Source organism: Roseibacillus ishigakijimensis (assembly GCF_016595415.1).
Lineage (GTDB): Bacteria > Verrucomicrobiota > Verrucomicrobiia > Verrucomicrobiales > Akkermansiaceae > Roseibacillus > Roseibacillus ishigakijimensis.
Window position 1 is genome coordinate 1 of the sequence record NZ_JAENIO010000054.1, and the last position, 21,743, is coordinate 21,743.

The 21,743-nt window shown below is 61.0% G+C and carries 16 protein-coding genes; 7 read left to right on the forward strand and 9 right to left on the reverse strand.

The features are described from left to right. Nucleotides 1-369, forward strand: a 369-nt coding sequence (locus tag JIN78_RS17370) for a hypothetical protein (RefSeq protein ID WP_234038031.1), incomplete at its 5' end; no start/stop codon positions are given. Here JIN78_RS17370 and JIN78_RS15355 read toward each other — a convergent pair. Next, nucleotides 308-868: a hypothetical protein gene (locus JIN78_RS15355; protein WP_200392878.1), complete on the reverse strand. Its 561-nt coding sequence runs from the start codon at nt 866-868 to the stop codon at nt 308-310. The genes JIN78_RS17370 and JIN78_RS15355 overlap by 62 nt on opposite strands. Nucleotides 869-942: 74 nt before the next feature. Here JIN78_RS15355 and trpS point away from each other — a divergent pair, with 74 nt between their 5' ends. Continuing rightward, nucleotides 943-1,908 carry a tryptophan--tRNA ligase gene (trpS, locus tag JIN78_RS15360; RefSeq protein ID WP_200392879.1) on the forward strand — a complete coding sequence of 322 codons (966 nt, stop codon included), beginning with the start codon at nt 943-945 and terminating at the stop codon, nt 1,906-1,908. Here trpS and JIN78_RS15365 read toward each other — a convergent pair. The 5 genes from JIN78_RS15365 to JIN78_RS15385 all read right to left on the reverse strand — a co-directional run bounded on the left by JIN78_RS15365 (nt 1,905) and on the right by JIN78_RS15385 (nt 10,181). Then, nucleotides 1,905-2,579 carry a phosphonatase-like hydrolase gene (locus JIN78_RS15365; protein WP_200392880.1) on the reverse strand — a complete coding sequence of 225 codons (675 nt, stop codon included), beginning with the start codon at nt 2,577-2,579 and terminating at the stop codon, nt 1,905-1,907. The two genes, trpS and JIN78_RS15365, sit on opposite strands and share 4 nt — an antisense overlap. Continuing rightward, complete coding sequence (locus JIN78_RS15370; protein ID WP_200392881.1) at nt 2,576-3,889, reverse strand: DUF5690 family protein; 1,314 nt, start codon at nt 3,887-3,889, stop codon at nt 2,576-2,578. Before JIN78_RS15370 ends, JIN78_RS15365 begins: the two co-directional genes overlap by 4 nt. A 107-nt stretch (nt 3,890-3,996) precedes the next feature. Then, on the reverse strand, nt 3,997-4,887 hold the full coding sequence (locus JIN78_RS15375; RefSeq protein WP_200392882.1) for a DMT family transporter: 891 nt from the start codon (nt 4,885-4,887) through the stop codon (nt 3,997-3,999). A gap of 140 nt (nt 4,888-5,027) precedes the next feature. After that, nucleotides 5,028-8,876 carry a choice-of-anchor D domain-containing protein gene (locus JIN78_RS15380; protein ID WP_200392883.1) on the reverse strand — a complete coding sequence of 1,283 codons (3,849 nt, stop codon included), beginning with the start codon at nt 8,874-8,876 and terminating at the stop codon, nt 5,028-5,030. Nucleotides 8,877-9,053: 177 nt separating this feature from the next. After that, nucleotides 9,054-10,181, reverse strand: a complete 1,128-nt coding sequence (locus JIN78_RS15385; RefSeq protein ID WP_200392884.1) for an NAD(P)-dependent alcohol dehydrogenase — start codon at nt 10,179-10,181, stop codon at nt 9,054-9,056. 228 nt (nt 10,182-10,409) lie between these two features. On the opposite strand from JIN78_RS15385, the gene JIN78_RS15390 reads away from it, so the two are divergent. Beyond that, complete coding sequence (locus JIN78_RS15390; RefSeq protein ID WP_200392885.1) at nt 10,410-10,772, forward strand: putative quinol monooxygenase; 363 nt, start codon at nt 10,410-10,412, stop codon at nt 10,770-10,772. 82 nt (nt 10,773-10,854) lie between these two features. Here JIN78_RS15390 and JIN78_RS15395 read toward each other — a convergent pair whose 3' ends face one another. Then, a complete protein-coding gene (locus JIN78_RS15395; protein ID WP_200392886.1) occupies nt 10,855-11,853 on the reverse strand; it encodes a zinc-dependent alcohol dehydrogenase family protein in 999 nt (332 codons plus the stop codon). A gap of 33 nt (nt 11,854-11,886) precedes the next feature. Further along, nucleotides 11,887-12,846, reverse strand: coding sequence for an alkaline phosphatase D family protein (locus tag JIN78_RS15400; protein WP_200392887.1), 960 nt, complete (start codon nt 12,844-12,846; stop codon nt 11,887-11,889). A 267-nt stretch (nt 12,847-13,113) separates the two neighbouring features. Here JIN78_RS15400 and JIN78_RS15405 point away from each other — a divergent pair, with 267 nt between their 5' ends. The 4 genes from JIN78_RS15405 (at nt 13,114) to JIN78_RS15420 (ending at nt 19,113) form a co-directional block, all read left to right on the forward strand. Beyond that, complete coding sequence (locus tag JIN78_RS15405; protein WP_200392888.1) at nt 13,114-16,575, forward strand: hypothetical protein; 3,462 nt, start codon at nt 13,114-13,116, stop codon at nt 16,573-16,575. After that, nucleotides 16,572-17,276 (forward strand): hypothetical protein, encoded by a 705-nt coding sequence (locus tag JIN78_RS15410; RefSeq protein WP_200392889.1) that lies wholly within the window; start codon nt 16,572-16,574, stop codon nt 17,274-17,276. Before JIN78_RS15405 ends, JIN78_RS15410 begins: the two co-directional genes overlap by 4 nt. A 150-nt stretch (nt 17,277-17,426) precedes the next feature. Next, on the forward strand, nt 17,427-18,398 hold the full coding sequence (locus JIN78_RS15415; RefSeq protein WP_200392890.1) for a YheT family hydrolase: 972 nt from the start codon (nt 17,427-17,429) through the stop codon (nt 18,396-18,398). Between the two features lie 220 nt (nt 18,399-18,618). Continuing rightward, nucleotides 18,619-19,113, forward strand: coding sequence for a hypothetical protein (locus tag JIN78_RS15420; RefSeq protein ID WP_200392891.1), 495 nt, complete (start codon nt 18,619-18,621; stop codon nt 19,111-19,113). A 23-nt stretch (nt 19,114-19,136) separates the two neighbouring features. On the opposite strand, the gene JIN78_RS15425 is transcribed toward JIN78_RS15420, so the two are convergent. After that, a complete protein-coding gene (locus JIN78_RS15425) occupies nt 19,137-21,431 on the reverse strand; it encodes a Tex family protein (RefSeq protein ID WP_200392892.1) in 2,295 nt (764 codons plus the stop codon). Nucleotides 21,432-21,743: the final 312 nt, after the last annotated feature.

Consider the following 21,743-nt stretch of genomic DNA (forward strand, 5'->3'; position numbering starts at 1 on the left):
GAGGTTGGGGTTTTTTTGACGCAGAGACACAGAGTCGCGGAGGTGCGCGGAGTTTTTTTGGAGGACTTAGCTCTGTGGAACTCGGTGTCTCAGCGGCTCTGCGACGAAAAACAGACCTTCCGAACGATGGCTCCTTCAAACGCCCTCGAAGGGTTCGGCGTCGGCTTTGCGGGCCCAGCGTTCTTCGGCGGAGGGGGGATTTTTTATGAGAGGACGGAAGTAGTTGTCGACGTCAATGGGATTGAGAAAACGCACCCGGTGCGGACGAGGGCCTTCGCCAGCAGGGACAGGAGGGAGATCAAGAAACTCACCCGAGTTCGGTTTGGATCCGTTCGATGGCTCTTTCTCCTCCATGTCGTAGAACAATAGCGCGGAGGTCGGAGTTGTCGAGAGTCAGTCCGTGGGCCCGGATGAGCGAGAAAATGTCCTGCCAATCTTTTTCGATATTGTCGCGCGTGGGTTGTCGGATGGCGTGGAGCTTGAGTGCGATGAGGGGAAGAACGCCCGGAGTAGCGAGAGGTTGGGCCGAAAACCGCGACTCGTGGAGTTGTTCGAAGACCTCTTCGTCCACGAGCATGAAGTCGATGGGAGGGAGGGGAAGTTCGTCGGTCCCCTCCATCTGGAGAAACTGTTCGGAGCGATGAAACGTGCGATATTGCAGCTTGGCGAGGACGGCTTCCCAGTCTGGAGCCGATTGGCGAGGAATGAGGAGGTCGATGTCAAAGGTGCTGCGCGGGCAACCCAGCGCGGTCACGGCATGGCCTCCGATGAGGAGGACGGGCAGATCGCTCTCGGTGGCGATGTCAGCCAGGGTTTGCAAGAGGTGGGTCACCTCCGGCATCATTTGCAAATGGATGGGGGAAGACAATGGTGCAGGCTGGCAGTAGGACCCGGGCCACTTCGCGCTTTTCCCGCTGGGATTCCCTCGCTATGAGGTCGGGCATGCGAATTCTTACCGGGCTGCAGCCTTCCGGCCGACTCCATATTGGCAATTTCTTCGGGGCGATGGAACCCGCCGTGCGTCTTCAGGAGGAGGGCGAGGCGTTCTATTTCATCGCCAACTATCATGCCATGACTTCGACCGGGGATCCGGTGGCTTTGCGCGAGAATGTGCGCTCGCTGGCCCTCGATTTCCTCGCCTGCGGGCTGGACCCGGCTAAGGCGGTTTTCTTTCGCCAGGCCGATGTTCCGGAGGTTAATGAGCTGGCCTGGGTGCTCTCCACCGTTTGTCCCATGGGGCTCCTGGAGCGCTGCCATTCTTACAAGGACAAGATTGCCAAGGGGCTATCGGCGAATCACGCCCTCTTTGCTTATCCCGTGCTGATGGCGGCGGACATCCTGCTCTACGATGCCAATCTGGTCCCGGTGGGCGAGGACCAGAAGCAGCATTTGGAGGTGACCCGCGATTTGGTGGGCAAGGTCAACGACCTCTACGGCGAGGGCACGCTGGTGCTGCCGGAAGCGCGCATCCGCGAGGATGTGGCCAAGGTGCCGGGGCTGGATGGGCAAAAAATGTCCAAGAGCTACAACAACACCATTCCCATCTTTGGACCCCAGAAAAAGATGCGCAAGCTGGTGATGAAGATCGAGACCGATTCCACGCCTATCGAGGCTCCCAAGCCGACAGAGAATTCCATCATTCTCGACCTATACCGCTTCTTTGCCAGCGAGAGCGAGCGAGCGCAGCTGAAGGCCGACTTCGAGGCCGGGGGCTTTGGTTATGGCGATCTCAAGCAGCGCCTCTTCGATGCTTATTGGGATTACTTCGCGCCCATGCGCGAGCGCCGGGAGGAGCTGGAAAAGGATGAGGCCTACGTGGAGAAAATTCTCGCTGAAGGCGCGGAGCGCGCTCGCGAGGAGGCCTCCAAGGTCCTCACCCGCGTGCGCTCGGCGGTGGGCTTGCGCTAGGCGAGGAGGGCGGTCATTTCCGCAAGACTGGCCACGATGGCAGTGGGCCGGGCGGCGGTCAGTTGTTCGCGGGTTTGTGCTCCGGTGGTGATGCCAAAGGTGAATCCGCAGTGGGCGCGGTGACCTTCCTCGATGTCGATGGCGGAGTCTCCGATTTTGGCGACTTTGGCGGGGTCGGAGAGGCCCTGGCGGCTCATGGCCAGCTCGATCATGTCGCCGTGGGGACGGCCGCGGGCGACATCGGAAGCAGTCACCAGGTCGTCGAGGTCGCGCCCGATTTGCCAGTCGAGCTTGGCGAGGAGTCCCTCGGCGGTGGCCCGATTGTAGCCGGTATTGAGCACGACCTTCACTCCGGCAGCGCGGAGGGTGGCGAAGCATGCCGCTGCCCCGGGCTGCTCCCGGACATCGAGCTCCTGGTAGGCTCGGGCGAGATTTTTCTGGAAGTTGGCAAAGAGGGCCTGGACCGTTTCATCGCTGGGGGCGGGACCGACGAGGGTGAGGACGTCGTGAATGGCTTGCGACTTTTCCTTACCTGCTCCGGCCGCCAGGACTTGTTCTTGGCTGACTTGGTAGCCAGCCTCGGTGAGGGTGCTTTGGACGGTTTTGTAGACGACATTGTCTTCATCGACGGTGGTGCCCGCCATATCAAATACCACGAGTTCAACTTTCATGAGAGTTCGGGAAGAGCCCCTTTTGCTTCGGCGGCTTGCTTTTGCCGGTAGCGTGGGGTCAGGAGCAGACAGGCGACCATGCCGGTCACGCCCACTGCGGCGAGGGTGTAGGTCAAGATGTCGAAGGTCGCCAGCCGCGACTCCCCTCCGATGATATCGCCCAAGGGAATGATGATGATGGGGCCGAGGTAGCCGAGTCCGTCAAAAAGCATCATGGCAAAGACGGCATTGCCGGGCACCTTAGTGAAGGCGACAAGCCGCTCGAAAATGACGCAGTGAACGAGGATGTAGGGAAGGTAGGCGCCGAGACCACTGAGGATCATCCAGGTAAAACCATCGATGAGGCCGGCTTCGCGGAGAAGAATGGATCCGGCCGGGAGGAGGAGGGAAAGCGCCATCACGAGGTGGGTCGTTTGCAAAGCGGTGAGGTGGCGCTTGATGAGAATGACGAGGGAGACAATGGCCACGACCGAGAAGGCAATGATGCGTTCGGAGTTTGCGAAGGCATCCTGGTGTTTTTCGGGATCCACTCCCACTTCCAGAAAGAGATCGGCTTGGAAATTGTCACGGTAGTCGCGGAAGGCGGTGAGCAGGAAGTAGGTGAGGGCGAGTGGGATGAGGACGAGGGCCAGTTTCTTCAAGAAAAGAAGGCGGTCCGCCGGGCTCATGGCCTTGCGTTCGCTGCGGGACTCTACCTCCTGTGGATTGGGGGCGGGGACTTTGCCAAGAAAGTAGGCGGCGAGGAGAAAGGGCAGGAGGTAGATGAGCCCGGTGGCGAAGGGCATCCAGAGATCAGAGCCGAAGGTTTGGTTGAAAAAATCGGAGGCGAGCACGCGGCTGCCCATTGATTTGACGTCTCCGCTGGCGATGATGAAGGAGCAGCAGAGGCCTGCGAGGAGAAATTCGGAATTGCCACGACCTTCCAGAGGGCGCATGACCATTCCCCAGACCATGCCGAGGGAGAGGCCATTGATGACCATGGCGAGGACGCCGAGCCTGGGGGGGAGGATGGCCAGCAGGGCGAGGGTGCCTAGGGCCACGAGGATGCAGGTGAGAAGGGCGGGGAAAACGTGGTTTCGTTCCAAACTGGAGCAGACCTTGGTGCCGAGGAATTTGGCCGTGACGTAGCCAAGCAATTGTGCGGTGACGATAGCGGTTTTGAGTGCAAAGCCGCCCCACCAGTCGCCCTCGAAGGCCAGGACTGCGAAGGGTTTGCGAAAGGCATACATGCAGTAGTAAGTCACGAAGGCAGAGATGACCGCGATGAAAGTCCAGCGGGAAAAGGAAAGCTTGGTGGGAATGGCGGCCATGACAGGCTGGCGAAAGTGCCAGTCTGGATTTCATTTTTCCCGCTGGAAGTGGTGACGATTTTGTGACTTTTCCCGCGAACTTGCTGTTCAGAAGGCAGCGTGAGAAATCAGGCCAGCAAGAAAACCCCGGCCAGAATGCCGAGCACGGCGAGGAGCTTGCTGAAGCGGAATTGTTCGCCGAGGAGGAGGATGCCGAGGGCGAAGGAGACCACCACCGCCGAGCGGCGCACGGGGGAAATGAGGGAGATCAGGGCCTCGGGCTGGGCAATGGCGGTGAAGTAAAACCAGTCCGCCGCCAGCAGGGTCAAGCCAATGGCGGGGATGGTCCAGCGGAACTCGAAGGGGTTGCGGTCGGCCCGTCCGCGCCACCAGAGCAGGGCCGGGAACATGACGGGGGCGGAGTAGAGCGAGAACCAGGCCTGGACCTCGGTGGCGGTGAGGGCAATGTTTTGCAGGAGGTATTTGTCCAGCAGGGCCGAGCAAGAGCCCAGGATGGTGGCCGCGATGATGAGGTAGACGGGCTTGCTGCGATGGAAGTGGATGCCCTCCCGCTTGCCGACGACCGAGAAGAAGAAAAAGCTGGTGAGGATGATGGCCACGCCGGTCCACTGGCGCAGGCTGGGGCTTTCCCCAAAGAGGAGAATGGCGAAGAGAATGGTCCAGAGCGGGCTGGTGGCGCGGATGGGAGTGGCGATGGAAAGGGGGAGGGCCTTGAGTCCGAGGTAGCCGAAGATCCAGGAGGCGACCACGAGGGCGGATTTGGCCAGCAGGAGCAGGTGCTCCAGACCGGAAAGAGCGGTCACGTGCAGAGCGGGGTGGGGGAGGCTGGCGGGGGCGAGGGCGGACCAGAGAATGAAGGGAATCCAGGCGAGGGCTCCCGCTGCGATGCCGCCGAAGATGACGGGGAGCACGGCGTTGTCGCGCAGTGCCGATTTCTTCAAAAAATCATAGCACCCCAGCAGAATGGCGGAGAGCAAGGTGAGAAAAAGCCAAGTCATGGAGCGCGCCTCCGCAGTGGAGGGCGGGGGTGGAAAATGCAAGCTTCGCGGGGAGTGCGGGGAGAGAAAAAAAAGAAAGACCGTGTCCGAGGGGGGAAGAACGGACACGGTCTCTGGAGGGGGGGGAAATGGGGCGTGCGTTATTGGGCCCGTTCTACCAACCGGAAGAAGAGACGGGGATTTTCCGCGGAATCGATAAAATCGCTCAGGGTGATTTCCACCGCATCGGCGGAGCCGGACAGATTGGCGTGACCGGGAACCGTGCTCCAGCTGTTCTCCTGCAAGGTGGTGCTTTGCATCAGGCTGAAGGTGCGCCCCTCCGGCAAATTGGCGGTGAGGATGATGTCGTCGCCGTCGATCTCCATGGCGGTGACTTCCGGGTCGGAGGTGTTCGTCGCGGTGACCTCGGCGGTGACCGCGAAAGTGAACTGCGAGGCTGTGGGGTCATTGGAGAAGATGGAGATCTGCCCCTGTTGAGAGCCGGCCTCGGCGGGGTCGAAGGTCACCGTGAAGGTCTCTTGACTGCCCTCCGCAATGGCTGCGGGAGTGGTGGCGGTGTAGTGGTTGTTGACGGTGGAGATGGCGTAGATTTCCAGCAGGGTATCGCCGGTGTTGCGGATGGTGAAGGTGCGGGTGAGCGGAGAGCTGCCCTCTACGGGACTGCCGAAGTCGGTGCCATCCTGCGAGCTGGGGGAGGAGTCCCCGATGGTGATGGGCTGCAGGTTGGTGCCGAGCACCACGATTTCGGGCGTCGCGTCGGGGTCTGCTCCGATGCCTTGCACCATGAAGGTGTAGGGATTCTCGTTCGGATCATCGTTATCTAGGCGGATGGTGGCGGTGCGGGTGCCCTTGTCCGAGGGATCGAACTCGATCTCGAACTCCTTGTAATCTCCCGCTCCGATGGTGGTGGCAATGGGATTGGGGTTCAGGCTGCGAATGGTGAAGTCCGCGGCATCGGGCCCGAAGACGTTCTTGTCGACAATGCGCAGGGTGACATTGCCGGTGTTGTAGATGCGGAAGGGCACGATGAGGGAGCCTCCTTCGGGGTTGACTTCGCCAAAGAGAGTGCCGTCCGAGGCCTGTGGGGTGGCGTCTCCATCGGGAATGACCTCGCTGAAGGAGGCCCCGCCGCCGCGCACCGAGATTTCGGGAGCTTCCGCCCGGCCTGAGAGGGTGAAGTTGAAGGGGCTTTCATCCTCATCATTGGTGGTGAAGCTCAGCACCGCGCTCTTTTCCCCAAAGGAGGTGGGCACGAAGTGGACGCGGAAGTCGACACTTTCGCCGATGGCGAGGGTGTGGCCGTTGGGGAAGAATTCGAGGGTGAACTGGTCGGGATGGTTGCCGGCGAGGCTTGGGGAGCCGATTTCGAGGTCGCCGTCCCCGTCATTATGGATGCGGAAGCGGGAGATGAAGGGATCCTCGAAGGTCGGCCCGTCCTGTGCCCGGGTGTCGGGGAAGCGGGTGCCGTCGGCCGCGCGCGGGGTGGTGTCGCCATCGGCGATTTCGGAGAAAGTCGGGGTGGGGTTGCCACCGTGCGCCTCCTGCCGTCCCCGCACCCGAATCTCGGGAAAGCCAATGCCAAATCCGGTGAGGGCGAAGTTGTAGGGATCCTCGTTGGGGTCGTTGTTCTCAATACTGAAGACCGCGTCGCGGGGCCCTTCCGTCGAGGGATCAAAGGTGATGGTAAAGGTTTGCGACTCGCCGGGCCCGATATTGACAAAGGGGTTGCCTGCGAAGAGCCCGGAGACCGAGTAGTCCCCGGCGGCCGGCCCACTGAAGTTGCGCCCGCTGATGTTGAGGTTGCTGTTGCCGGTGTTGGTGATGCGGTAGAGCCGCTGCGCCTGGGTGCCGGTGACGTTGGTGTTGCCAAAGTCGGTGCCGTTGGTCTGGGAGGGGCTCAGGTCGCCATCCGCAATGGCACGGAAGACATTGTCCGGGGCCCGGCCTGCCAGCTCCATTTCGGGCGCTTCCGCCAGAGCGGAGAGGTTGAAGTTGAAGGGATCTTCCCCGGCATCGCTGTTACCAAAGGAAAAAGTCGCGGTCTTGGTGCCGAAGCTGGTGGGCGTGAAGCGGATGCGGAACTCGATCTGCGAACCCGGATCAAGAGCGCCATTGGTGGGGAAACCCACGGTGTTGAACTGGCTCGCGCCGCTTCCTGCAAAGGTGCGGGTGCCAAAGTCGAGGGCGACATCGCCGTCATTGTGCACACGCACCACCATTTCGGAGGACTCTCCGACCTTGGTGGTGGGCAATTCGGTGCCGTCTTTGACTTCGGTGACGGTCTTGCCATCACTAATCTCCGTCAGGGTCGGGGTCGGATTGCCGGGATGGGACTCTTGTCGTCCCTGCACCCGAATCTCGGGGAAGCCATATCCTTCCCCCTGCAAGGCGAAGGAGTAGAACGGCTCGTCGGGGTCATTGCTATTAATGAGGAAGGTCGCATTTCTCACTCCCTCGGCTGTAGGATTGAAGGTGATGGTAAACTCCCGCTCGTTGCCCGCTGCGATGTTGAAGGCGGAATTCACTCCGCTGAAGCTGAAGTCGCTCGAGTGAGGTCCCACGAGGCGGGGATTGGAGATGTTCAGCCCCTGGCTGCCATCATTGACGATCTTGAAGTGATTGACGTTGCTCGTGTTCCCTTCCACCCGCACCCGCCCGAAGTCCGTTCCCTCGATCTCCCGGGGCGTGGTCTCTCCATTCGCAATATTGTCGAAGCCGGTCAACTCATTCGGCCGGCCCGCGATGCGGATTTCCGGCGCGTGGGCCGTCCCCCGGAGGGTGAAGCTGAAGGGGTCCTCATTGCTGTCGTTATTACCAAAGCTCAATACCGCAGTCTTGGCTCCGCTGGAGGTGGGACGGAAGATGACCTCGAATTCCTCGTGATTGCCCGGCGCGATGGTGCTGTTGGCGGGAAATCCGGCCGTGAGAAAGTGGCTCGCTCCCGTGCCGCTGAAGGACCGGTTGCTGATGGTCAAATTCTGGTTGCCGGTGTTGGATATGCGGAAGGTCGAACGCCGTTCGTCTCCCACATTGGTGTCGTTGAAGAGGGTGCCATTGCTGCTTGAGGAGGAGGTGGTTCCGTCAAAGACCGGATCCAGCGTGGTGCCTACTCCATTGCGCTTCCCTTCCACTGCAATCTCGGGTTCTGCTACCCCCACGCCGGTGATGGTGAAGCTGTAGGGATTCTCATTGGCATCATTGTTGTCAAAAGTGAAGGTCGCGGTCTTGGTTCCCGAACTGGTGGGCTTGAAGCGGATGTGGAAATCGCGATTGTTGCCCACGCCCAGATTGCTGGTGCCGAGGCTGCGAATCTCGAAGTGACTGGCCCCGCTGCCGGAGAGGCGTGGGGCCCGGATGCGCAGTGGATCGCTCGCCCCGGAGCTGTTGCGGATGTAGAAGTGATGGTCCTTGTGCTGGCCGGCCTCGACCGCGCCAAAGTTGGTGCCATTGTTCGTGCTGGGGGTGGTGTCTTCATCATTCACGATGCGGTGATCGCTGGTGTCATTGGAGTTGTTGAGCTTGTAGTAGACCGAGGCCTCTCCCAGCCTCCCCTCGCCAGTGACCGCGAAGGTGTAGGTGCTCTCGGCGTCGGGGTCATTGCTATCGATGCGAATGGTGGCCGTGCGGGAGGCGGTGACCGGGCGATAGCGGATGGTGAACTCCAGCTCATTGCCCGGCGCGATGCTGAAATTCGAGCTGGGAAAGCCGGGGAAGGTGAACTGGGAGGACGTGCTGGAGGGGCTGTTGTCATTGACGTAGATGACCAGATTCTGGTTGCCCGTATTGCGGATGCGGTACTGCCGGTTCTTGATCTCATTGCCCCAGACGGAGTCAAAGTCGGTGACTTGTTGATTGGGGTTATGATCGTTGTCGCTGATATTGGGCCAGAAGGCACCATCCCAGCCCTCGATGAGGATATTGGGAGCCGCTGACAAGGTCAGGGGAAAGGTGAAAAGGAAGAGAATCAGTGGCAGAAGGTAGCTTTTCATGATGGAAGGGGGTTGTTAACTCCCTGTCTCAACCGCAGTTTCTTCCGCAGAGTTTTATGAATTTTGTGATCTCCCCAGCACCGCCTTCTCAGAAGGGTTGATAAAAAAGCCCGCAATCCCTGGCCTGGAGGGATGCGGGTCTTTGGGATGGGGAAAGGAATTTTTCCGGGAGGGGGGCTAGTGGCGGCCCACCACCTCGCCCCGGTCGGGGGCGGGGATTTCCGGGGCCGAGCCCTCCCGCACCGCCTCCAGCTCGCGCAGGGTTTCCAGGTCGATGACGTGGCGGAAGTCATTGCCACCACCTGCAGCCAGCTCGTCGTAGGCTTGGTTGACCTCCTCAATGGAGATGAGCTTGGTCGCGGGGGTGATGCCGTGCTGGGCGCAGAGATCCACCACCTCCTGGGTATCGGCGATGCCGCCGATGAGGGAGCCGTGGATGGAGATGCCGTGGAAGATGAGTGGGGCGGGGGAGAACTCGGGGAAGGACTCCAGATTGCCCACCACCACGAGGTGGCTGTTGGGGGCCATGAGCGCGATGTAGGGGGCGATGTCGTGCGCCACGGGAATGGTGTCGATGAGCATGTCGAGGCTCATCGCGGCGGCTTCCATCTCCTTCTCGTTCTTACTGATGACCACTTCGTCAGCCCCCATGGCGAGGATTTCGTCCTTCTTCTCCTCATTGCGGGTAAAGGCCACTACCTTGGCTCCGAGGGCTTTGCCCAGCTTGACGGCCATGTGGCCAAGCCCGCCAATCCCGGCCACCCCGAGGGTCTGGCCCACTTTCAAGCCCAGCTTTTTCATGGGGGCATAGACGGTGATGCCGGCGCAGAGGATGGGGCCCACCTTGGCCTGGTCGAGCTCATCCGGCACCCGCACCACGAACTCCTCCCGCACCACGATGTCGGTGCTGTAACCGCCATAGGTATTCTTGCCGTCGGGGAATTTCGAGCCGTTGTAGGTCAGGGTGCAACTCTTGGGGCCGGAGCAATACTGCTCTTCGTCGGCTTCGCAGGAGGGGCATTCCTGGCAGCTGTTGACCATGCAGCCGATGCCCACGCGGTCGCCTTCCTGATACTTGCTGACTCCTGCTCCCACGGCGGTCACGACGCCGGCGATCTCATGCCCCGGCACACAGGGATACTTCGTGTTGCCCCAGTCGTTGCGGGCCTGGTGGAGGTCGGAGTGGCAAATCCCGCAATGGGTGATCTTGATGGCGACCTCTCCCTCGCGGGGATCGGTGCGCTCAAAGGCAACGGCGGCCAGATTCTCCTCGGCTCCTTGGGTAGCATATCCGTAAACTTTCATAAGCCGCGCAAGCTGGCCTCGTTGCAGAGAAGCGCAACCGAAAAGCCGTCCCGGAGGTCCCCCTGCAGCGGGAAGGAAGGAGGGTTTGCTCACCAGGAGATGGAGACGGCTGGCTTCTGTCCGCGGTTGAAAAATTTCGCCCGTGTGGGAGCTGAGTTTCAAAGCCATCGCTGGCGCGGGCATCTCGGAGCTTGCCGTTGGGCCCGGAGCGGTCACTTTAGCAGGGTTATGAGTCAATTGTCCCGTGCTGTCAGCATCCATCCCTACTTCAAAATCAATCCCGGTGAGGAAAAGGCTTTCCATGAACTGATCGTCGACTTCGTCACCCGCACTCGCACGGAGGGCGAGAGCTGCCTGTGCTATGACTTCACCCATTGCGGGGACCAGGCCTACTGCCGCGAGCTCTATGCCGATGCCGATGCAGTCCTGCGCCATCTCGAGAATGTGGGTGAGTGCATCGAGGCCTCGAAAGCGATCTCCGAGATGTATCGCCTCGAGTTCCATGGCCCGGCGGAGGAAATCGAGAAACTGCGCGAGGCGCTCGGCGATCTGGAGGCCGAGTATTACGTCCGCAGCAATGGAGTGGACTGAGGAGCGGCCGCATTTTTCTTGCAAAGGGAGGGCCCGCCCGGCGATTTCCCCGCCATGACGACTGGCTCTCTCTTTTGCGGACTCACTGCCCCTTCACCACGATGTTGCCAAAGTGGCTGCCGCCGAGCTGGTAGTCGTAACTCGCATTGGCCTCGGCAAAGGGAAAGACGCGGTCCACGATGGGGGTGATGCCGTGCTCACTGAGGCCGCGGTGGAAATTCTCCTGCATGGTGCGGCTGCCCACGTAGATGCCGTAGACGCGGAGGCTCTTGCCCACGATGGGGAAGGGATTGACCTCGGCCTGAAGTCCGGTGAGGACGCCGATGAGGCTGATCACGCCCTCGAAGCGGGCCGCCTTCATGGATTTCTCCAGAGTGCCCGCCCCCCCTACCTCAATGACCCGGTCCACGCCTTTTTTCCCGGTGAGCTCGAAGACCGCTTTTTCCCAATCGGGAGTGGTCTTGTAGTTGAGCGTGTGGGTCGCTCCCATCTCGCGCACGCGGGCCAGCTTTTCATCCGAGCTGGAGATGACGATGCTCTGCAAACCATAGGCCACCGCCAGCTGGAGGGCGAAGATGCTGACCCCTCCGGTGCCCTGGATGAGGACGGTGTCGCCCTTCTGCGCCGGGGTGGGGGTCTCAAAGAGCGCGTGCCAGGCGGTCAGGCCCGCACAGGGCAGGGTGGCCGCTTCCTCGTAGCTGAGGTGGGCGGGGAGGGGGAGAAAGCTGTGCGCGGGGCCCACCACGTATTCCGCCAGCATGCCATGGGATTTGTCACCGCCTCGGCCCTGGGCATGGAGCTCGCGATCGATGGGCCCCTCCAGCCAATTGGGGAAAAAAAGTCCCACCACCCGGTCGCCGACTTGGTGCTCGCTCACGCCCTCGCCCACCGCCACCACTTCGCCGGCCCCATCTGAAAAGGGCACGATCGCTTCCCGGGAATATTTCCGGTTCAGGATGTCGCGGTAGTTCAGGGAGGCCGCCTGCAGGCGGATCTTTACCTCTCCGGCGGCAGCTTCGGGCTCGGCATCCTCGGTGAGAGCGATTCTTTCTTCTCCGGGTTGAATGAGATACTTCTTCATCGTCTCCAAGCTCTAAACCCGCCCGGAGTGCTGTCAACGTTGGAGCTGGAAGGTGGTGGCCCGCTGGGGGCGGCCCTTCTGGTCGTGAATGGTGGCAGTGAGGACGGGGGGCTGGCGGTGCCAGTCGATGGTCAAGCTGCCATAGTTATTGGCCCCGAAGTTTTCCCCCACTCGCAGCTGGTTTTCTTCCTCCGTATTGCCTCCGAAGCTGCTGTTGAGACTGCTGCTGGTGATGTCGTAGAGGGGGTAGCCCACCGCGAGATCGCGGGAGATCTCCGCCAGGTGGCGATCGCCGCTCAGGATGACCACCGGAGGCATTTCCTCCCGCGCCAGCAAGCCCAGCAAGCGGTCACGGTCTTTGGGAAAATTGGCCCATTTCTCGAAGCGATGTTGGGCGGGAAGCACTTGGATGGAGGAGACGAGGATATTGACGGCGGCTTTGCTTTCGGCCAACTGCTTCTCCAGCCACTGCCATTGCTCCTGGCCCAGGATGGTGCCAGCGGGATTGTCGAGCGAATCGCGGTGGTAGCGGGTGTCGAGAAGGATGACCCGCACCTGTTGCTCGCCCTCGCCATAATCATGGACGGCGTAGACCCCTTCGCGCTCGCGGCGGGGGCTGTCCCGGGGCACGCCGAGGAAGTCGAGAAAGGCTCGTTGCGATTCCTCCTTCACCGGGTAGTCCTTGCCAGCATCGTTGGCCCCGTAGTCGTGGTCATCCCAAGTGCCGATGATGGGACAGGTCGCTTGCAGGGTCTGGTAAGGGGGCTTGGCCAGCACGCGCGCGTATTTTTCCTCCAACACGGTCACATCCCGGCTGTCGCCATAAATATTGTCCCCCATCCAGATGAAGAGATCGGGCTTGCTTGCCACAATCGCCTCCAAGGCCGGAGCTTCCCGTCCCTCCTTATGGCAAGAGGCAAAGACGAGGTGCTCGAGGGGAGCGGCGGTGGCAAAGGAAAGGGTGCAGGACAGAAAGGCAACGAGGCGCGACATCCCTTACTTTTTGGGCAAAGGGCGGTGCCTGACAAGGGTTACCTCTCACACCCTCAGTGACGATCTCGTGACCTTTCGGAAAAAAAAACTCGATATTTGGCACGTTCGGCCCGATACCTGCTCGGAGCTTGCTGTCAAACTTCTTTTGAGATTGACTTTTTTGATAGAGAACAAGAAAGGTTACCGATGAAATCACAGAGCACGAACAAAAAAAATCCCCACAGTGCGCCCTCCTCGGGAGGTTTCAGTCTTATCGTTACTGTGACGATGATGGTTCTTCTTTCAATGTTGGCGGTCGGCTTGCTCACTCTCTCTTCCAGCGTTGTGCGGTCGACGAGTAATGCCGCTGCTGAGTTGGAAGCTCGCGCCAATGCCCGGCTGGCCCTGGCCCTCGCTTTGGGAGAGCTCCAAGAGACCATGGGCCCGGATCGCCGGGTGAGCGCTCCCTCGTCCATCCGCGAGCAAGCGAGCCAAAGCCACATCGCTGGCGTCTGGGGAAGCTGGCAACGCGGCGAGGGGGGAGACTCTCTTGCCGAGGCCAAGGAAGGAACGCCCGGTCAGGAACCCTCCGAGCCCGCAAAGGGTGGCTTTTACCAATGGCTGGTTTCTCATGCTGATTCGCAGGCTCTCGCTGACCCGGATTTCTTGGATCAACCCCTTTCCGGTCGGACGATTTCTCTCTGGAATGGTCCGGAAGAAGTTCGGGGCGGTTTGATGCCGCTGCGGAGTGCTTCCGGGCGGGAAGAGGGCCGTTATGCTTTTGCCGTGATGGATGAAGGGGTGAAGGCTCGCTTCAATCTGCCCGTGACCGAACCGGAGCGTGCCTCCGAGCAGCTCAACCGGGTCCTGGCTCGCGAGGCTTCTTCCTTTGAGGGCGTGCCCGAGTTCGCGGCCTTGGGAGACCCCGAGAGCGCGGACCGGATCGCTACTCTGCAGAGCGCCCGTCTCGCAGGTGTGAGCCAAGAAGACTTGGCGGCTCATGATTTGACGCCGTGGTCACGCTCTCTCCTCACCAATGTGCGGGCCGGAGGATTTGCGCGTGATTTGTCTCTTCTTTTTGATGAAGAGGAGCTTCCTTCGGATTACGCTTCCCGCTTCATTTATTCCGACGAAGAATCGCCGCTGGCTTCAGCGCTCGAGCGCTTTCGGGGTTCCAATGCCCTCGGCGCTCCGGATCCGTCTTGGCAGATCCTCCACTCCCACTATCGGCTCTTTGACAAGCTCACGGGAGGAAACAGCCCCCTGGCCGAGGCTTCTTTTGTCGGTCGCCCCACTGCCTGGACTCCACCGCGTGGTCGCAGCGAGGACTCCTTCCACACTGAGCAGCTGCTGCCCGTGATCTCCAAAGCACAGTTCGTTTTCTCCACCTCCTTCGGCTACCATGGCTCCCTGCATACCCTGAAGCAAGACGAGGCTGCCACAGATGAGGATAAGTATGTCACCTGGCTGGTGATTGACCCCATCATCACCTTGTGGAACCCCTACAACGTCAATCTGAAGTTCTCGGAAATGCGGCTTGATCTCCATCGCGTGCCGTTGGCTTTCAGCCTCAGCAAAAATGGGCGCAAGATTTCCACCACACCCACACACTTCGCTAACACCTATGTTTCGAGCGAGGTTTCCAGCGCGAAGAATCAATACTACCGCCTCAATCTGAAGGCTTCCTTGTCCGAGGGAACGGATCTGGTTCTCTCTCCCGGCGAACATCTGGTCTTCACCGCCCACAATCACAAGAAGCACTACCGTCACCAGTATGCGGAAGAGGGATTGGATCTGCTTCCCGGATGGAATCCGCCCGCAGGCTCGGCTACCGGCTCTCCCAATGTGGGCGGAGTCTCGACTATGAACGTGATGGTGGATGCCTCGGGAAAATCCAGTGGACTCATCAACGGCAAGCCGGCCCGAACCATTCCGGTCAAAGTCGGAGATCGTATTTCCGTTTCGGTTGAACCCCAAGTCGCCGATATGGATCAGTTTCGCGAGCTGAACAACAAAGAGGCGACCGCTTACCTCAAGTATGGCACCCCGGGCGACCGCAGCCGGACGATTGGGAGCATCGAGCTCGATTACGGCGAGGATTTCTCCGGCTTTGAAGAGGAAGTGCCCGAGCTGAGCGAAGACGAGCTGCCCGAATTCGTGGTGCCTCGGGGCGTGCCCGTCGGGGTGAAGGCCGATGACTACCAGGGCAATGATCCCCCGGTGGCCGCCCAGTTCAAGCAGCCCTTCCTGGTAGCCTCCCTCCAGCTGAAGACCGGCTATGATTCCCGCCGCCCCACCAAGGGTTGGTTGCAGAATGGTCCGCTCAACAGCTATTCCAGCGCCGGCCAATCTCTTGAGCAGCCGGACGACTTCCATCACCATCAGTATGAGTTTGTCTGGGAGCCGATGACCGATTGGGACTCGACGCCCACCGTGGAGATCGAGCCTATGAGCAACCGGGGCTTTGGAGGACGCGGGACGACTTCGGAGACGGGCATGACTCTGGCTCCTTTCCGGGGAGTGCCCTTGGCTCCAGCTGTCAGTCTGGGGCAGTTCCGCCATGCTCCTTTGAATAATTCCGGTCAACTGCCGCTCACGACCCAGATTGTGGGGAACTCCTTCGCATCCTCTCTCTTGCCGCCCGACGAGGTGTCGGTTAACGAGGGTGAGCGCACCTTCCTCGACCATCACGTGCTCGCCAATGAGGCCCTCTTCGACCATTACTTCCTCTCCACCGCCGCTTCTGGCTCGGGGGGCTCTCTTTCCGATAGCCTCAGCGCCGAGCAGCGCCTGGAGTATTTTTTCCGAGGGCAAGAGAGTCTTCCCAACGGCCGCTTCCGCCCAGTGACCCGACTGGATCAGAGTGAGGCCAAGGAACTCGCCAGCCAGTTGACCAGTGATCTTTCCCAGGGCTCCCGCGAGATCGGCTCCCGCCTGTTCCTGGAAGGGGGCTTCAACATCAATTCCACCTCCAAGCGGGCTTGGAAAGTCTTTCTCTCCTCGGCTATGCAGGAGGAACTGCCCGTCCTGGATGCCAATCTCGGCTTGGAAGAAGAACTGGCCAGCCTGGGCACGACCAACGGTTATGGCGTGGTGGCCAGTCGCTTCTACCCGCTTACAGGACAGGAAAAAGGCGGGCTCTCGGGAGATGCCAATCCCGCCGATTGGTCGGGGCACCACCGCCTCACCGAGGAGCAGGTGGATCGTCTCGCGGAAGCCATTGTCGAGCAAGTGCGCGCTCGCGGCCCCTTCCAGTCTGTGGCCGAGTTCGTCAACCGCCAAGTCAGTAGCGAGAAGGCTCTTGCCCTCGCGGGTGCCATCCAGACCGCCATTGACAATACCGGCTTGGATGAAGAAACGTTTGGCGAGGACGGCACCGGATTCGATATGATTTCCGATCAGGCGGCCTTTCCGGAAGCTGCCGTGGGCTCGGTCTTTGAAGGCGCGGCGGGCTACCTCAACCAGTCCGATGTTCTCACCCCGCTGGCTCCTCTTCTCACCGCCCGGTCCGACACCTTCCGCATCCGGGCTTATGGGGAATCCCTCACCGCCAGTGGACAAGTCGCCGCCCGGGCCTGGTGCGAAGCCATCGTGCAGCGTTTCCCCGAGTATCTTGACGAAAGTGAAGAGGCCACCACTTCTCCCGTGGATCTGCAGAGCGAGAGCAACATTCGCTTCGGTCGCCGCTTCCGCCAAGTGTCCTTCCGGTGGTTGAACCCGGACGAAATCGATTCCAACCAGTTGTCATGATTGTTCCCAAAAGCACCCTCCTCCTCGCCTTCCTCTCCCTCCTCTTGCCTCTTGCGGCCCAAGAAGGAAAAACCGTTTCTGTCGCGGTCTACGCCTTTGAATACGCCGCCAAGCAAAAGACCATCTATGTCCGTAGTGGCCCGGAGGCCTACGAAGAGGTGGGGCTCTCCACCGCCAACTTGCGGGGCCCGGTCCCCGGCTGGGTGGTGGACGGGGTCTTGACTTTTCACACCGAGCCCGGGCCGGCCGCAGAAGGGGAACTGCCTCCGCTGGCGGCCGAAGTGCGCTTGCCTGCCGACTTGAAAAGTCCCCTTGTGATGCTGGCCAAAGCTCCCTCCTCAGCCAAGGTGCCTTACCAGGCCCTCGTCCTGGAGAACGATGGTGAGAAAGTTCGCCCCGGCACGCGTCTGATCGTGAATATGACTAATTCCGCCGTGCGGGCCCGGGTGGGCGACAATCTCATCTCTAACCTTTCCCCAGGCCAATCCATTGACTTTGTGGCCAAGGGAGAACCCGGCGAAGTTTTTCCCGTCGTTTTTCAATATCAAAAAGATGGCGAATGGCGGGATATGACCAACACCCGCTGGGCTCACCGGCCGGACCGCCGGGCCTTGATTTGCATCTACCAGGATCCCCGCACCCGTCGCCACAAGCTCCGTTCCATCCCCAATCGCACCGTCGGAGTCGAGGCCCAGCAGTAGTCGGGCCTCGCCACCGGTGTGCGTCGCGCGTTCTTCTGCTAGCAGAGACAGCCTCAGGGCGCGCGAGGGAGTCTGACTGAGGGGGGAGACCGATCTGCGCGGGAAGCTCGCGCGCTTGTTCTTCCTCCAGCCTTCCGCTAAAGCCCCGCCGTGCCTCTGCTTGCCGCATCGACTTATCGCTCTCCCTGGTGGTTGCCGGGAGGCCATGGCCAGACCATCGGCCCGGCCCTGTGGCGGGGTGGCCCCGTCCTGACTCCGGAGGCTGAGACCTTGGAGCTGGCCGATGGCGATTTTCTCAATTTGCAATGGCGCCGGAGGGGCAATGAGCGGCTCGTCATCTTTTGCCACGGACTGGAATCCCATGCCCGGGCCAGCTACATTCGCGAGGTCGGCGGGGTGCTCGCCGAGGCCGGCTGGGATGTCCTGGCATGGAGCTATCGCGGTTGTGGCGAAGAACTCAATCGCCTCCCGCAGTTCTATCACAGTGGGGCGACCCCCGACTTGGCGGCGGTCGTGGCCCATGCCCTGGCCACCCATCCGGCGCGCCAGATTGATTTGGTCGGCTTCAGCCTGGGGGGCAATCTGGTCCTAAAATATCTCGGCGAGCAAGGCGGACAAGTCCATCCCCGCCTCCATCGCGCGGTGACCTTCTCGGTGCCTTGCGATTTGGCGTGTTCGGCCGAAGCCCTCGATACCGCCTTCAATCGCGAGGTCTACATGGGGCGTTTCATCAAGACCCTGCGGGAAAAAATCCAGCGCAAGCACGAGCTCTTTCCCGAGGACTCCCGTCTGCTCCCCGCAGGTGTGGAGAAGATTCGCACTTTCCGCCAGTTCGACGACCGCTACACCGCCCCGCTGCATGGCTTTCGCGATGCCGCCGACTATTGGGCGCGGAGCAGTTCGCGCCCTTTCCTCAAGGATATCCGCCTCCCGGCCCTGCTCGTCAATGCGCTCAACGATCCCTTCCTCGGCCCCCGCTGCTATCCCCGCCAGGAAGCGGAGGAAAGTCGGTTTTTTCATCTCGAAATCCCGTCTGCCGGAGGCCACGTCGGCTTTCAATCGCCGGGAGGAAAGTCATGGATGGGAACACGGGTGAAGCGGTTCTTGGCTGAGGGGGAATAGCCGCTTTCGCACCGCAGAGGGACGGCGCTTTTCTGATAGGGACGCTGCTGGACGGGAGAGAACTTTTTTGGAAAAGCAACGGCTCCATTCCGGTATCGCATCCATCTTGGTTCTCGATTCCCAGAAGAGAGTTTCGCTAGTCTGCGACGATCAGCGCTTCTTCCTTCCTCTATGATTGACACCAGGGTTTTACTGTTAGAGTAATTCGATCACAACACATATGAAGTTTCTTGGAAAATGGTTAATCTTGGGCCTTCTGGCCAGTGGTTCGGTTTGGGGCGAAGAGGTGAAGTCGCAGATTGCGGCTGAGGTGAAAGCCGCGACCTTGATTGATGGTCAATCCGGCATTCACACCTGGGCGGTCACGGGCGAAGTGACCGGCTCGGAGTCCTGGACCAGCATGCGGTCAGTGGTGATGATGGCCAAGCCCATGTTCATGGTCGCCTTGGGGATGGAGTATAGCAAAGAGGGAGGAGAACCCGCCGTGGTGCTGGGACCCGGCTTGGCGGAAGAAACGACTTTTACCAAAGTGGAGTCAGCGGCCGACAGCCCCATCTACACCTTCGAGCAGGGCGGTCAACCCGCTGCGGTGCGGGTGTTCGACAAGCAATTTTACCTCACCGCCACCGTGGAACGCCCCGGAAAAATGGAGGCCGAGCAAGCTCTGAAAGAGATGGTCGCCCTTCTCAAGGGGGTGAGCATTGCCAAAGAATAGCGGTCGCCTCCGGGGGGCACCGCTCACTTTTTCTTGGCGTTCTTCATCGCCATCGAGAACCAATCATTGCCGTCGTTTTGTGAGGGCTTGCGGTTCTGATTGCGCTGGCCTTGCTTGCGCTGGGGACGCGGGCGGTTCTGGGAGCTGCCCCGCCGATCGCCGCCGCGCTTTTCTCCCTCCAGCTCGGGACGGGCCTTCATGGAAAGCGAGATGCGGTTGCGAGCCAGATCGACCTCGGTGACCGTGACGTTCACTTTCTGACCCACCTTGACGATTTCCGCCGGGTCGCTCACGAACTTGTCCGCGAGCTGGCTGACGTGGACCAGTCCGTCCTGATGCACCCCCACGTCGACGAAGGCTCCAAAGGCGGTCACGTTGGTCACGATCCCGGGGAGCTTCATCCCCGGCTGCAGGTCGGCGGGTTTTTCCACCCCTTCCGCAAAGGAGAAAATCTCAAACTGCTTGCGGGGATCACGGCCCGGCTTCGCCAGCTCGGCCATGATGTCCTCCAGAGTGGGCAACCCGACTTCGTCGCTGACGTAGCGTTGCAAGTCGATCTGCTTGCGGGCGCGTTCGTTGCCCAGCAGTTCTTCCACCGCGCAACCGGCGTCCCGGGCCATTTGCTCGACGAGGGCGTAGCGCTCGGGGTGCACGGCAGATGCATCCAGAGGATGGGCCCCACCCCGCACGCGCAGGAAGCCCGCCGCTTGCTCGAAGGACTTTTCGCCCAGACGGGGCACCTTCTTGAGCTGTTCGCGGGACTCGAAGGGACCGTTGGCATCGCGGTAGGCCACGATATTGGCCGCCAGGGTGCTGTTCAGCCCGGAGACGTAGGAGAGGAGCTGTTTGGAAGCGGTGTTCACCTCCACTCCCACCGCGTTCACGCTGGAAATGACGGTGTCGTCGAGGCTCTTCTTGAGCGCCCGTTGATCGACATCGTGCTGATACTGACCCACCCCGATGGATTTGGGATCGATTTTCACCAGCTCGGCCAAGGGATCCATCAGGCGACGGCCAATGGAGACCGCGCCGCGCACGGTGACGTCGTGGTCGGGGAATTCCTCGCGAGCCACGTCACTGGCGGAGTAGATGGAGGCACCGCTTTCATTGACCACGATGATGGGCAAGGTCACTTTCAGCTGCCGCACAAAGGACTCCGTCTCCCGCGAAGCGGTGCCATTGCCGATGGCAATGGCTTCCACCTGGTGCTTTTTGAGCAAAGAGAGGAGTTCCTCGGCGGCGGCGCGGATTTGGCTTTGCGATCCGGCGGTGCAATGCAGCACGGTGTCGTGGAGGAGCTTGCCCGAGCGGTCGAGGACGACGGTCTTGCAGCCGGTGCGGAAACCGGGGTCGATAGCGAGGAGGCGCTTCTCGCCTAGGGGGGAGGCGAGGAGGAGCTCGCGCAAATTGTCGGCAAAAACCGTGATCGCGGTTTCGTCGGCCTTTTTCTTGGAAAGGAGCCGGGCCTCGGTCTCCATCGACGACATGAGAAGGCGTTTGCAGCCGTCTTCCACGGCCTTGGCCACCTCCTCGGCCGCTGGACCCTTGCCGCTGACCCAATCCGGCAGAGCCTGATCGGTCACGCGCTCGAGGGGCACATGGACGCGCATAAAGAGGAAGCCCTCCTTCTCCCCCCGGCGCATGGCGAGGAGTCGGTGGGAGGGGACTTTGGCAAAGGGCTCGCTCCAGTCGAAGTAGTCCCGGAATTTCTGCGCCTCCGCGTCTTCTTCCTTACCGAAAAGGACTTTGGAAGAAATGACGGCTTCTTTTTCGTAAATCTCGCGCACCCGACCGCGCAGCTCGGCATCGTCGGCCACGCGCTCGGCGATGATGTCGCGGGCGCCCGCGAGGGCGTCCTCGGCGGTGGCGACCTCTTTTTCCTCATCGAGGAACTTGCCCGCCTCCTCTGTAGGGTCGGCCGCTTGATTTTCCAGCAGCCAATCGGCGAGGGGCGTGAGGCCGCGCTCGATGGCCTTGGTGGCCCGGGTCTGGCGCTTGGGGCGGAAGGGGGCGAAGACGTCTTCCAGCTTGGTGAGGGTCTCGGCGGCGAGCACCTTTTTCTTGAGCTCGGGGGTCAGTAGGCTGCGTTCTTCCAGGGACTTGAGAATGGCCTCGCGGCGCTTGTCGAGTTCTGCCAATTGGGCCAGCCGATCCCGGATGAGAGTGATCTGGACCTCGTCGAGGGAGCCGGTCTGTTCCTTGCGGTAGCGGGAGATGAAGGGCACCGTGCCGCCCTCCTCCAGCAATTTGGCGGTAGCGGCGACGGAGGACAGCTTGAGGCCCGTCTCGCGGGCGATGATCTCGATGTGGGGATTCATGGGAAAAAGGACCGGTCGGCGAGGAGAGCAGATTTGGCGCGATGGGCAAGGTTCAAGGGAGTCTTTTCGTCTCGTTTCCCCCCAGAGGCTCCTCAACGAACGTAGCGTCGTCGAACGGAGCGCCGACGCCTCGTCGGCCCCATTGCCCTCGTCCCGGCAAAAGCTCTGCAACCGGCGGGACGCTGGTGCTCCCTGAAGCGCGGCAGAAAGGAGGTCCTGTTTGTCGGGAGGAGTGTCCAAGCTCCTTTCTCGAGCCCCCAAGGGAGTCCCATTTGCCAGCCCGGGGTAACGCACTGGATCACCGTTTTTCGG

Coding starts and splice junctions, on each gene's coding strand:
- trpS (WP_200392879.1), top strand. CDS start 943: ATGCGAATTCTTACCGGGCTGCAGCCTTCCGGCCGACTCCATATTGGC.
- JIN78_RS15365 (WP_200392880.1), bottom strand. CDS start 2,579: ATGAAAGTTGAACTCGTGGTATTTGATATGGCGGGCACCACCGTCGAT.
- JIN78_RS15370 (WP_200392881.1), bottom strand. CDS start 3,889: ATGGCCGCCATTCCCACCAAGCTTTCCTTTTCCCGCTGGACTTTCATC.
- JIN78_RS15375 (WP_200392882.1), bottom strand. CDS start 4,887: ATGACTTGGCTTTTTCTCACCTTGCTCTCCGCCATTCTGCTGGGGTGC.
- JIN78_RS15380 (WP_200392883.1), bottom strand. CDS start 8,876: ATGAAAAGCTACCTTCTGCCACTGATTCTCTTCCTTTTCACCTTTCCC.
- JIN78_RS15385 (WP_200392884.1), bottom strand. CDS start 10,181: ATGAAAGTTTACGGATATGCTACCCAAGGAGCCGAGGAGAATCTGGCC.
- JIN78_RS15390 (WP_200392885.1), top strand. CDS start 10,410: ATGAGTCAATTGTCCCGTGCTGTCAGCATCCATCCCTACTTCAAAATC.
- JIN78_RS15395 (WP_200392886.1), bottom strand. CDS start 11,853: ATGAAGAAGTATCTCATTCAACCCGGAGAAGAAAGAATCGCTCTCACC.
- JIN78_RS15400 (WP_200392887.1), bottom strand. CDS start 12,846: ATGTCGCGCCTCGTTGCCTTTCTGTCCTGCACCCTTTCCTTTGCCACC.
- JIN78_RS15405 (WP_200392888.1), top strand. CDS start 13,114: ATGATGGTTCTTCTTTCAATGTTGGCGGTCGGCTTGCTCACTCTCTCT.
- JIN78_RS15410 (WP_200392889.1), top strand. CDS start 16,572: ATGATTGTTCCCAAAAGCACCCTCCTCCTCGCCTTCCTCTCCCTCCTC.
- JIN78_RS15420 (WP_200392891.1), top strand. CDS start 18,619: ATGAAGTTTCTTGGAAAATGGTTAATCTTGGGCCTTCTGGCCAGTGGT.
- JIN78_RS15425 (WP_200392892.1), bottom strand. CDS start 21,431: ATGAATCCCCACATCGAGATCATCGCCCGCGAGACGGGCCTCAAGCTG.